Source organism: Thalassospira sp. MCCC 1A02898 (assembly GCF_001618185.1).
In the GTDB taxonomy this organism is placed as follows: domain Bacteria; phylum Pseudomonadota; class Alphaproteobacteria; order Rhodospirillales; family Thalassospiraceae; genus Thalassospira; species Thalassospira tepidiphila.
Genome location: NZ_LPXK01000013.1, coordinates 530,251 through 542,479, shown reverse-complemented (window position 1 = coordinate 542,479; position 12,229 = coordinate 530,251). Strand labels below are relative to the sequence as shown.

Genomic DNA, 12,229 nt, shown 5'->3' with positions numbered 1-12,229 from the left:
TGAGATGGGGCCCCCAGACCCCACATCAGCAATACGAGGAAGAAGATATGGATCGAAATCTTGCGCTTGAAACGGTTCGCGTAACCGAGGCGGCGGCACTTGCGTGCTCTGGCCTGATGGGACGCGGCGACGAAAAGGCAGCCGATCAGGCCGCCGTGGACGCCATGCGCAATGCGCTTAACAGCATGGATATCAAAGGCACGGTCGTGATCGGCGAAGGCGAACGCGACGAAGCCCCGATGCTGTTTATCGGCGAAGAAGTTGGCTCCGGCGAAGGTCCGGAAATCGACATTGCGCTTGATCCGCTTGAAGGCACGACCATTTGCGCGACCGGTGGCCCGAACTCTTTGGCCGTCGTTGCCATGGCCGAAAAGGGTGGCTTCCTGAACGCGCCGGACACCTATATGGAAAAGATTGCCGTTGGCGGTGGTCTTCCGGATGATGTTGTTGATCTGGACGCCAGCCCGGCCGAAAACCTTAAAAGCCTTGCCAAGGCCAAGGGCTGCGATGTCGCTGATCTGGTTGTGTGTATTCTTGATCGTCCGCGCCATCAGGAAATCATTGCCAAAACCCGCGAAGCCGGTGCACGCATCATGCTGATCGGGGATGGTGACGTTGCAGGTGTAATTGCGACCTCGCAGAAAACCTCGGGCATTGATCTTTACATGGGTACCGGCGGCGCGCCGGAAGGTGTCCTGGCGGCAGCAGCCCTTCGTTGCATCGGTGGTCAGTTCCAGGGCCGTCTTGTTTTCCGCAACGATGACGAAATCGCGCGCGCAAAAAAATGGGGCATCGAAGACCTGACCCGTAAATACAAGCTGACCGAACTTGCCAAGGGCAATGTCATGTTTGCGGCAACCGGTGTGACCGATGGCGCGATGTTGCGCGGCGTACGTCGCTTTGCCAATGGCGCTGAAACCGAAAGCATCGTGATGCGTTCACAGTCTGGTACTGTACGTTACGTCCGCGCCGTGCACGATTTCAGCCGCAAGATTTGGTATAAATAACCAGTGCAACCAAAGGTTTATGTTGCGCATATATATTCTGCGTTTAAAGTCCCCGCTCAGTCGGGGACTTTTTCGTTGGGGGCAGAGATGATCGCGAAGATGGTAAGATATCTGGGAATGTCAACGTTGCATGCGATTAGGTTCTTGCCCGGCGTCATCATTTTTGCCCATTTCGTTTGGGGACTAATTGGTCTAGATGCAGCCGCAGGTATATTTTTAGTAGTTTCTGAGATTGCTTTGGCTTTAATTTGCGTTTCTTTTCTGACGTTCTGGTTGTTTGAAATCAGTATCGTGCTCTTTATCGCCGCAGATTTGGCTCTGATGTGGGGGCTGGCCATTTTTGTTGCCAAGGTGCTAGTTCAGGCGTCCTTGTCCCTGTATTACTTCAATGTGTTTGCTTATTGGGTGCTGCTGTATAGCCTTGGGTTGGGGATAATGCTGGCGATGCGTAAATTCTTCGGCTTATCAAAGGCGATGTGAGTTTGCTGCTTGTATACCGGTCTGCGTTGCGCTAAACCCTGCGGCCCAATTCATTGACCCAGTGCCGGAGCCTGCCTGATGTCGGAAATTATTGCCCTTGATTTCGGAACGACGAACTCTGTTCTTGCCGTGGCAGACAGTGCAGGAAACGTGCAGTCCGCCACGTTCGAGGTCGGCACCAAAAGCTTCGATACCTATCGGACCATTCTGTATTTCTGGGAAGATCAGGATCTGAAGGCGCCGAATGCGCCAACCCACACCAAAAGCTGCTCCGGCCCATTCGCGATTGAGGAATACCTTAAGGAAAGCCACGATTGCCGCCTGATCCAGTCGATGAAATCCTATCTGGCGGCCAAGGATTTCGAAGGCACCGATATCTTCGGCACCAACTATTCCATTGAAGATCTGATTGGTACGTTCCTGACACAGATCCATCACTTCGCGCAGCATAGCCTTGGCTGGCTGGGGCAGCGGGTGATTTCCGGACGTCCGGTGGCGTTTGCGGGTAATAACCCGGACAACGACTTTGCTGAAATGCGTTTGCGTGCGGCGTATGAGCAGGCCGGCTTTGATGTTGAGGCCATGGTGTTCGAACCGTTGGCAGCATCCTATTATTACGGGCGGGAGCTCGATAAACCGGAAACTGTTCTGGTGGCCGACTTTGGCGGTGGTACCAGTGACTTTTCGCTGATCCGCTTTACGCCGGGATTGGGCATTCGCGGGGTGCAGCCGCTCTCGCACACCGGTCTTGGTGTTGCAGGCGACCGGTTTGATTATCGCATCATCCAGAAGGCCATCTGGCCACGTTTGGGCTTTGGATCGGAATATAAATCGATGGGCGCGACCCTGCCGGTCCCGCGGCAATATTACACGGCGTTTTCGCGCTGGCACGAACTGGCCATGATGAACCAGCCCAAAACCATCAACGAAATCAAAGGTCTGATCAGGTCTGCGACCAAGCCCGATGATATTGAAGATCTGGTTGCCATCATCGAAGACGAAATGGGCTTCCACCTCTATCAGTCGGTGTCAAAGGCCAAGGCAGAGCTTTCTGAAAAGGACAGCACCATCCTGCAATTCGCCCATGGCGGGGTGGAGATCGAAGAAAAACTGACCCGTGCCGATTTCGAAGCCTCGATTGCACCGGACATGGCCGAGATCGAACTGGCCGCCAAGAATTGCCTTGATCAGGCCGGTGTCGATGCACGTGATGTTTCAAAGGTCTTCATGACCGGCGGCACATCCTATGTCCCCGCCGTGCGCAAGCTGTTCGAAGATCGCTTTGGCAGGGACCGCATCGAAATCGGCCAGCCGTTCCTGTCGGTGGCGCACGGGTTGGCCCTGATCGCGGCGGACGAAGGCATCGTCTGATCAGCAGGCGAAGTCACCGCCGCACTGAACCGACAGCAACACGATTGCGAGAATGAGAAGCCCGATGGCAAGGCCGCTGAGCCCATAAAGCCAGATTGATTTCGGCTGGCGTTTGAATATCCAGGGCAGAATGCCCCCCAGAAGGCAGAGCACCGGAAATGCCAGGACGCTGAAAAACAGGAACTGGGTGTAGATATTTTCATCTGATCCCGGTGCGTCAAACATCATTGGTGAAAACATCACCATTGGCATCGACATCATGGCAGCAAGTACGGACAGGATGGTTAATCCGATCCTGAGACCTTTTTTGTGGGGCATTGCGCGTATCCGTTTTTGTTATTGCACCAGTTTGCACAGCTTTGCCGCGCAGGCAAATGGTGTGATGCAGCAAAATGTTTTTCACAATACGAAATCGATGCTTCTTTTTAAGCATTGAGTTCAGACTTATCTTGATAGCCAAAGGGCCGAACCTTGTTCGTGACAAAAAGCCCGCTCTTGTATCCTGGGAGGATCATGATGAGTTCAGAAAGTGACGCACATGTGATTGAACGCCTGACGGGGCAGATCCTGCCTGCGATGGGGTTGTCTGCAACCAACGACACATCCGTTGATTTGTCGACATTGGCGGGCCGCACAGTTGTCTATGCCTATCCGCGCACGGCGGAGCCCGGGGTGCCGTCACCGGAAGGCTGGAATGAAATTCCCGGTGCCAAGGGCTGCACGCCGCAATCCTGTTCGTTCCGCGATCACGCCTCGGAATTGCGTGCGGTCGGGGTCGAAAACCTGTTCGGGCTTTCAAGCCAAACAACCGATTATCAAAAAGAAGCAGCCGAGCGCCTTCATCTGCCATTTGCTTTGCTTTCGGATGCTGATCACCGCTTCAAGGAAGCCATGGCGATGCCGGATTTTGAAGCCGATGGCATGCGCCTGTTCAAGCGTCTGACCATGGTCATTGACGATGGCAAGATCACCAAGGTGTTCTATCCCGTCGATGATCCGGCCGCAGATGCCGAGAACGTTTTGAAATGGTGCGGGGAAAACCCGGCTGGCTAAGGATTGCCAACTCTCGGCGCGGTTTGATCGATTGGCAAAATATCCGGTTTCAGACCGCCCGAGATTGCGCTATTCCATAGGGCATGACAGAGCATTCACAAGAAAAGACTTTTATGGGCATCGAGCGATCCGTCACCGGCAAATGGTGGCGTCAGCGCGCAAATGACGAGCGGCTGGCAACCACGATTGCCCAGCGTTTTGGCGTGCCTGAGATTGTTGGCCGGGTGATGGCTGCGCGCGGAATTGACCTTGATGACGCCGAAAGTTTCCTGTCACCGACACTGCGCGATCTGATGCCCGATCCATCCAGCTTGCAGGACATGGACAAGGCGGCCGCGCGCATTGCCGACGCGATTGAAGCGGGCGAGGGGATTGCAGTATTTGGCGATTATGACGTTGATGGCGCGACCAGTACGGCGTTGTTGAAACGGTTTTTCCGCGCCATTGGTGTTGATGTTCCTGTCCATATTCCCGATCGCATGAAAGAGGGCTACGGCCCGAATGCGCCAGCCCTTCTGGAGCTTCAGCGCAAGGGTGCGAAGCTGATCCTGACGGTTGATTGCGGTGTGACCGCCTATGCGCCGTTACAAGAAGCCCGCGATGCCGGGATCGAAATCATTGTTGTCGACCACCACGCCGCAGAGCCGGAATTGCCGCCTGCGGTCGCGGTTGTGAACCCCAATCGGCTCGATGATGAAAGCGGGCTTGGGCATCTTTGTGCGGCGGGTGTGGCGTTTCTGGTCTGTGTGGGGTTGTTGCGCGAATTGCGCAATCGCGGCTGGCTTGAAAAGAAGGGCGTTCGCGCACCGGACTTGCGCAACTGGCTTGATCTGGTTGCCCTTGGCACAGTGTGCGATGTAGTGCCGCTGCGCGGGTTGAACCGCGCCTTTGTCACCCAGGGCCTTAAGGTGATGAAGCACCGATCCAATGTCGGCATGACGTCGCTTGCCGATATTGCCGGCGTCAACGAAGTGCCGAGTGCCTATCACTTGGGTTATGTCCTTGGGCCGCGTGTGAATGCCGGTGGGCGCGTTGGCGAGAGTTTTCTGGGCACAACCCTGCTTTCGGGCGATAACCCCGCAGAGGCGCAGGATATCGCCCGCAGGCTTGATGAATATAACCGCGAACGCAAGGCGATCGAGGATATTGTCCTTGATCAGGCCATCAGCGCGGTCGAGGGCAAATCCAAGGTCGGCTCCATGGTGCTGGTTGGTGGCGAAGACTGGCATCCGGGCGTAATCGGTATTGTCGCGAGCAGGCTTAAGGATCGCTATCACGTGCCGTCGCTTGTGATGGGCAAGGTTGACGGCGTCTATAAGGGGTCTGCGCGATCTGTGCGGGGCATTGATCTGGGTGATGCGATCATTGCGGCGCGTCAGGCCGGGCTTTTGATCAATGGTGGCGGGCACCATATGGCGGCGGGCTTTACCCTTGATCCCGAAAAGCTTGACGCGTTCGAAGCGTTTCTTGAAGAACGCTTTGCCAAGATCATTGCCGAAAACGACATTCGCCCGACGATCACGGTCGATGGGGCGCTTCATGCCAAGGGTGCGACACTTGAGCTTATCGACTCACTTGAAAAGCTTGGTCCGTTCGGCGCGGGAAATGCCGAGCCCAGATTTGCCTTTGTCGATTGCCGGGCGGTCAAGGCCGATGTTGTCGGACAGGATCATGTGCGCTGTATCCTGACCGGGTCAAACGGGCAGGGGCGGCTTAAGGCAATTGCGTTCAGATGCCTTGATAATGATATGGGACAGACCCTGATCAAACATGGCGGGCGCCCGTTGCATGTTTTGGGGCATTTGCGTCGCGATAGCTGGCAGGGGCGTGATGGTGTGCAGCTGATCATTGATGATGTGGCCTTGCCGGTCTAGCGACGTGCCCCCGGGCAGGGCAGCTATGATGCTGCAAATGCTTGCCGTTATGGTTTGATCAGACTAATCCTGAAGGCACCATGACACAAAATTCGCGCCCCACACCCACCTCTGCGACGCCCAAGCATGGCCTCGGATCGTTTCTGATCGTTCTGATGCCGATCATGCTGGCCTTTTCGCTTAGCCAGTTTTTCCGTTCTGCCCAGGCGCTGCTTGCCGGGCCGCTTCGTGAACAGCTTGCCGTGACACCCGAACAGCTTGGCCTGATATCGGGCAGTTTCCATTTTGCCTTTGCGCTCATGCAAATCCCCGTCGGTGTGCTGCTCGACCGATATGGGCCGCGCCTGACCAACGGGTTTTTGACCATGGTCACCGTGGCCGGTGTCTTTATCTTTGCCAATGCGCAAAGCGTGCTGGGCCTGATGGTAGGCCAGGCGGTGATTGGCGTTGGCTGTTCGGCAGCCTTCATGTCGGCACTGGTTCTGGCCGCGCGCTGGACCGCACCCGAAAAGTTTGCCGCCGCATCCGGTTTGATCGTTTCGTTCAGTTTGATGGGTGTTCTGGCATCGGCAACGCCACTTGCGACACTGGTCGAGGCCTATGGTTGGCGGGCGGTTTATTACGGCCTTGCCGGTATTGCGTTGATTGCAGTGGTGCTTGATTTCATTCTGGTCCGCGACAACCCGCCGGGCCATGCAACCCATGCCCAGCGCGGCGAAAGTGTCGGTGATGTCCTGCGCGGTATGGTGTCTGTCTGGTCAAACCGGCAGGTCTGGTTACTGTCGGGTGTGGCGTTTTTCAGCTATCCGACGATCCTGACGGTGCGGGGCCTGTGGGGTGGGCCTTATTTGCATGACGTGTTTGATCTGGGCGCGGTCGAGGTCGGTAATATCCTTCTGGTGATGACGATTGGCATGATCATTGGTCCGCCGACCTACGGGCAACTGTCGCGCATGATGCCTGATAATACCCGTGGCCTGATTGTCTTTGCCGTGCTGGTCGGGGCGGTTGCCTGCCTGTTGCAGGCCTTTGTCGGGCCAATGGGCACCGGCATCGCCATGGTGTTGATGTTGCTGCACGGCTTCCTGGGCAGCAGTGCGACGCTTAATTATGCCGCATCGCGCAAGGCGGTGGCTGAACATCAGATTGGCCGCGCACTGACCACAATCAATCTGGCGACCTTTGGCGGTCTGTTCGTCCTTCAAGGCATTGCCGGGCTGATTGTCGGCCATTATGAGGCAGACCCGGATACCGGTTACAAGGCGATGTTTGTCTTTTTGGGCTGTGGTCTTGCTGTGGCGGGGATCAGTTTCTGGATTGGAACCCGACGCCGCGGCCAATAAACCGTCTGGTTAAACAGTGTGCCAAGGTTTTTCAGTATTTGGTCGGGAATAGCATCATTTATGCCAAGGGATTAAAAAAAACGTCACAGGGGCGAAAAAGCCGCTTGACCTGACCCCACCCAATCGCTAAAAACCGGCCTCGTTAACGCGCTGCGTCCCCTTCGTCTAGAGGCCTAGGACACCGCCCTTTCACGGCGGCAACAGGGGTTCGAATCCCCTAGGGGACGCCACTCGTTAACATAGACTGACTTCGATTGGTGCGTATGTGTCCCCTTCGTCTAGAGGCCTAGGACACCGCCCTTTCACGGCGGCAACAGGGGTTCGAATCCCCTAGGGGACGCCACCAACCGAAAGTCACGACATTCGCACATAAGCGCTTGTGCCTGTGTCCCCTTCGTCTAGAGGCCTAGGACACCGCCCTTTCACGGCGGCAACAGGGGTTCGAATCCCCTAGGGGACGCCATTTTTCCAAATAAAAATCAATATGTTAGCACGCAAATGTCGCGCCGTGCATCATTTGTCTTTTGCGCGTTTTCGTTTCTAGAAACGGAATTTGTGTTGGCGTGGTGCCATCTTTTTGTGCTGTCGATAGCGCCGTGTCAGGCTTTCGCGCAATTGTTCGGCAGTCGGGCGGGGCAGGTCGATCACCGTGCGCGGGGCTTCTGGTGTGATTGCCTCTGACTGCGCGGCATCATCGGTGATGGCGGCGATATCACCGGCAAACAAATCAATCGGATCGGCCATGTCGGCGTCGTAAAGGTCGGCGACCCCGACGCCAAGCAACCGATAGCGCGTGCCATCTATTTCCTTTTTAAGCAGGGTCAGCGCTGCATCCAGAATGACGTCTTCGCGCAAGGTCGGATAGGTCAGGCGCATGTTACGCGTGCGGAGCTTGAAATCCGATGATTTCAGCTTCAGGATCACGGTGTGACCTGCAATTTCCTTGCGCGCCAGATCGCTGGCAACCCTAGAGGTCAGGCGGGTGGCGATCTCGGAAAGTTCGGACAGGCTTGCGATATCTTCGTTGAATGTGGTTTCCGAAGACAGGCTTTTGCGTTCCGTGCTTTGCTCCACACGCCGGTTGTCTTCACCGCGCGAGAAGTAAAAGAACCGCTTGCCGATGCTGCCATATCGGCCCTGAAGGGTATGGATGTCCATTTCCTGCAGCTGCCCGATGGTTTTAACGCCATCTGCGTGCAGTTTGCGCTCCATCGCGGGGCCAACACCCCACATCATGCGCACTGGCTTGTCGGCCAGGAAATCAAGCGCCTCACGCCGCCCGATCATGGAAAAGCCAAACGGCTTGTTGAGGTCGGACGAGATTTTGGCAAGAAACTTGTTATAGGAAAGCCCGATGGAGACCGTAATGCCGACTTCGCGTTTGATTGTCGCCTGAAGGTCGATCAGGCATTCTGCCGCCGATTTGCCATGGGTTTCCATGGCGTTGGTAAGGTCCATAAAGGCCTCGTCAATCGACAGCGGTTCGATATCGGGGGTGAGTGCACGCATCATGTCGCGAACGCGATAGCCTTCGCGCTGATACTTTTTCATATCGGATTTCAGAAACACCGCATCAGGGCAGAGTTCCCGTGCCTTGAAGGCAGGCATCGCGGACCGCACACCATATTTGCGCGCAACATAACAGCATGTCGCGACAACACCACGATGACCGCCGCCAATGATGACAGGCTGATCGATCAGTTCCGGTCGATCACGCTTTTCGATCGAGGCATAAAAGGCATCGCAATCAAGATGACCAATCGCAAGCTCCGGCAGTTCCGGGTGGGCGATTGCGCGCTTGTAGGAACAGGCTGGGCAGGGCACATAAGACCCGCTACCGCTTTTGGGAAGCGGTCGGTCAAGATGCAGTCGCCATTTGTGATGGCAATCCGGGCACAGCGCGTACAACATGCTTATGTGTACTGCTTTTGTTCCGGTTTTGCCAAGGGGTGAAATGAAGGTGGTTGCCAGTAAATCAAGGCTCCTGACCGGTTTGTCAGGAGGATGTCTGGCGGTGGTCGATTATCGCGTTGGCTTATCGTCGGTTGGCCTTGTCGGCGCAGGTCTGACGGGCTTTTTGGCGTCGCGCTTGGCGCGTCGTTGCCGGGCGATCATGTTGTCGATATAGCGCCCCTGGAACAGGGTGATGCCAAGCGACTGGCCGAACTTGATCGCGGTGGGCGAATCACAGCGGCACAGGATCACACGTTCCCGGCCGGAGTTCTTCACCAGACTGTCCATTTCCGAGTATTTTTTGCGGATGACATTATCGGTCATCTCTTCGCGCCAGGCGACCTTGATGAAGTCGGCCTTAAGGCGTTTACGATCAACAAAGGACAGGGCTTCGACCGTCAGGTTGTCGATCAGAATGCGATAACCGCGTTCATGAAAGTCGTCACGCACACTGAGATAGGTTTCAAGGTTTGAAAACAGATCAACCTGATTAAGTTCAATGATCACGTTGCCCTGCCAGTTGCGGCGCACCGTTTCGTCAAACTTGTCAAAATCCTTGGACGTCAGGGTGCCAAGGTTGAGGTTGATCGAGAACGAACTTGCATGCGTTTTGAAGGTCCGCTTGCACAGGTAGTTCAGCATGCGTTTGTCGAGTGTCTCGGTCATGTGCTGGAACAGCCAGCGGTTTGACGCCAGATCAATATTGGGCATCAGCGCGTTGCGCAGATCGGTGATCGAGACAAAGAACTCGTCAAATACCGGATGCAGTTCCTTGGAGCTGCCATGGGCAAAGACACAGACCGGTTGCTGGCGAATATGTTCCGACAGATCGGCTGTGTGAATGGTTTCTTCGAGTTCTCCGAGGTTTTCGGCCGTGATGGGGCTGAGGACGTTATTGTCTTTTTCACGCTGGATGGCGCTGCGCATGTTCAGGCTTTTCTGAAGCTTTTTGGCGCGCTCATCAAGGTGCTGACACAGCAACAGGAATTCCTGGAACTCGGTATTAAGGTTGTACCAGGTGCAAAAACCGGTTTCCTCGCTATCGTCCTGTGACAGCGGATCATCGCGGAACAGATAGCGCAGCGTATCAACAGCCGGTTCGACATCGGCAATCGATTTGTCTTTCCAGACAAAGATCAGATCATTGTTGGTCAGAACAAAGATACGGCCGACATAGAGTTTGACATAGCTTTCAAAGGTATTGGTCGCAACACGGATATGATAATCGCGGCGATGGAACGGCTTTAGGCGCGACAGGTGAATATGTACAGCCCGGTGCCCGTACTTACGGGTCTCCAGCCGTTGCACATAATCCAGCAACAGGTATTCCTGAAGGGCCTGTTGGCCATATTGCTGCGGTTCAATCACGCCGAAACCCCTGAAAGAGAAAACGTTTTTTTGAGTGGTTATTTGCCGGTTGAATACACCGAAGACCGAAGTCTGATCAAATCATAATGTTCTGAAGGTCTGGTTAATGGTTGAGACACTCACTTTAGCACTATTCTATGTATAGAAACTATACGTATGGCAGGACAAGTGTCGCGTCAAAAACAGTGATTAATTTGCTTTAACGAATTGTTGGCAAGCAGGGTGCAAAATCAAGGCTGTATGGGGGAAGTCCATGCCGGGTTTTGCTGGAATATGAACTGGCACTACAGCATGATTTCCGAAACGGGTTTTATGGAATAGGGGATTGGCGCCATGCAGGTATCCGCAAAGCGGACCGGGAACTGGCTGAAAATCGGCAAGGGTATTGCTGTGATCGGTATGGTTTCATGGGTGTCGGCCTGTGCGCCGCTGCTGGATCAGGACTTCTGGGACGAGGCAACGTCCTTTGCCGATGACAATTACACAGCCCTTGGCCTGCAACAATTGGCCAGCGGTGATTATGCTTCTGCTGAAAAACTCTTTGACGAGGCACTGCGCAAAAATCCCCAGGATGGCCATGCAATGTTGTGGCGATCCGTTCTTTATCAAAATACCAACCGCCCGGATCGGGCGCGCGATGGATATGAAACTCTGATCGCGATGAACCCGCCCGGTACGGTTCTGATGTCTTCGGCAACTGGCACACAGCCCCGTCCGCTGCGTGATGCTGCTGAATTCAATCTGTCGCGGCTTCAGCGCGGCCTGCCGGGGTCGCTTAGCATCAATGATCAAATCATCAGCGGGCCGTCGGGCCTTGGCAATGGTGCCGCGGCTGTGGCCGCCGGTCGTGCCACAAACGCGCCAATGACGGGCAACCCGGTTTCGTCCATGACCAGCGCGTCAACCAGGCCAATGGATGTTCCGGCTGGTGCGGCCCTGTCGGCAGGGGACGAAGCAATTGCCAAACGGTTTGCAATCTTGCGCAATTTACAGTCCACCGGACTTGTCACGCCCGAGGAATATTCCGCCCGCCGTTCGGCAAACCTTGGTGCCTTGCTGCCGATGAGCCAACCGGCACCGTCGGCATTCTTGAATAACCCGCCGCCAGACGGTGAGCAGGTCGAACAGCGCCTTAATCAGCTGAACCGTGCGCTTCAGATCGGGGCGATTACCGTGCAGGAACATGTTGCAGAACGCACCGCCATTCTCGATGCGTTGTTGCCAGCCCAGCCGCGCCAACGCGCAACCCCGCCGCCAGCACCGCAAGGTCTGATGGATGCCGCACGCCAGATCGCACGCATCGAAGACCTTCAGCAGATGAAGCTGGTGACACCCGATGAGTTCAAGCGCGAACGTGACGCGATTGAGGCCGCCATTGTCGAACCGGCACAGGGCACGGCAATGACGCTTAATTCCGGGGAACCGGTTCGCCGTGTTGCCACGGGGGAAAGCCGCCCGGTTCAGGCGGCTGAGGAAATGGCAAGCGCGCCTGCCGCAATGGCAAGTGGCTCCAAATCCGTTCATCTGGCGTCTTATCGCAATGAGGCACAGGCAGAACGCGGCTGGCAGATCCTGAGCAGCCGCTATGGCCAGCTTGCCCCGCTTCAACATGGTGTGACGCGCGCCAGCATTCCGGGCAAGGGCACCTATTATCGCCTGATGGCAACGGGACTAAGCGACAGTGCGGCAAGTTCCCTGTGTGCGGAGCTGAAACGACGCGGCCAGTTCTGCGAGGTCAAGTAGCACTTCGGGTCCATGGACCTTATCTTAAAAGAATAGC

10 protein-coding genes and 3 tRNA genes are annotated in these 12,229 nt (G+C 55.6%); 10 read left to right on the top strand and 3 right to left on the bottom strand.

Features of this window, described 5'->3' with window-relative positions:
* The first annotated feature begins 47 nt into the window (after positions 1–47).
* From glpX to AUQ41_RS19220, 3 genes are all read left to right on the top strand, one after another.
* Entirely contained in the window at positions 48–1,007 is a 960-nt protein-coding gene (gene glpX, locus AUQ41_RS19230; RefSeq protein WP_008890926.1) for a class II fructose-bisphosphatase, read from the top strand.
* Between the two features lie 87 nt (positions 1,008–1,094).
* The gene (locus AUQ41_RS19225; RefSeq protein ID WP_083952755.1) at positions 1,095–1,487 is read left to right on the top strand and encodes a hypothetical protein; all 393 of its coding nucleotides are present in this window, start codon (positions 1,095–1,097) and stop codon (positions 1,485–1,487) included.
* 78 nt (positions 1,488–1,565) lie between these two features.
* Positions 1,566–2,858: an Hsp70 family protein gene (locus tag AUQ41_RS19220; protein WP_063090039.1), complete on the top strand. Its 1,293-nt coding sequence runs from the start codon at positions 1,566–1,568 to the stop codon at positions 2,856–2,858.
* On the opposite strand, the gene AUQ41_RS19215 is transcribed toward AUQ41_RS19220, so the two are convergent.
* Positions 2,859–3,176, bottom strand: a complete 318-nt coding sequence (locus tag AUQ41_RS19215; RefSeq protein ID WP_232308471.1) for a hypothetical protein — start codon at positions 3,174–3,176, stop codon at positions 2,859–2,861.
* 195 nt (positions 3,177–3,371) lie between these two features.
* On the opposite strand from AUQ41_RS19215, the gene AUQ41_RS19210 reads away from it, so the two are divergent.
* From AUQ41_RS19210 to AUQ41_RS19185, 6 genes are all read left to right on the top strand, one after another.
* A complete protein-coding gene (locus AUQ41_RS19210; protein WP_232308470.1) occupies positions 3,372–3,911 on the top strand; it encodes a peroxiredoxin in 540 nt (179 codons plus the stop codon).
* Between the two features lie 113 nt (positions 3,912–4,024).
* Positions 4,025–5,785: a single-stranded-DNA-specific exonuclease RecJ gene (gene recJ / locus AUQ41_RS19205; RefSeq protein ID WP_083952756.1), complete on the top strand. Its 1,761-nt coding sequence runs from the start codon at positions 4,025–4,027 to the stop codon at positions 5,783–5,785.
* 80 nt (positions 5,786–5,865) lie between these two features.
* A complete protein-coding gene (locus tag AUQ41_RS19200) occupies positions 5,866–7,128 on the top strand; it encodes an MFS transporter (RefSeq protein WP_063090033.1) in 1,263 nt (420 codons plus the stop codon).
* Between the two features lie 154 nt (positions 7,129–7,282).
* Positions 7,283–7,358 (top strand) — tRNA-Glu (locus AUQ41_RS19195).
* Between the two features lie 37 nt (positions 7,359–7,395).
* Positions 7,396–7,471 (top strand) — tRNA-Glu (locus AUQ41_RS19190).
* A gap of 44 nt (positions 7,472–7,515) precedes the next feature.
* Positions 7,516–7,591 (top strand) — tRNA-Glu (locus tag AUQ41_RS19185).
* 77 nt (positions 7,592–7,668) lie between these two features.
* Here the strand turns inward: AUQ41_RS19185 and AUQ41_RS19180 are convergent.
* The gene (locus AUQ41_RS19180; protein WP_063090031.1) at positions 7,669–9,039 is read right to left on the bottom strand and encodes a DNA polymerase IV; all 1,371 of its coding nucleotides are present in this window, start codon (positions 9,037–9,039) and stop codon (positions 7,669–7,671) included.
* 111 nt (positions 9,040–9,150) lie between these two features.
* On the bottom strand, positions 9,151–10,449 hold the full coding sequence (locus AUQ41_RS19175) for an EAL domain-containing protein (protein WP_063090029.1): 1,299 nt from the start codon (positions 10,447–10,449) through the stop codon (positions 9,151–9,153).
* A 333-nt stretch (positions 10,450–10,782) separates the two neighbouring features.
* Here AUQ41_RS19175 and AUQ41_RS19170 point away from each other — a divergent pair, with 333 nt between their 5' ends.
* A complete protein-coding gene (locus AUQ41_RS19170) occupies positions 10,783–12,192 on the top strand; it encodes an SPOR domain-containing protein (protein ID WP_063090027.1) in 1,410 nt (469 codons plus the stop codon).
* The last annotated feature ends 37 nt before the right edge of the window (positions 12,193–12,229 follow it).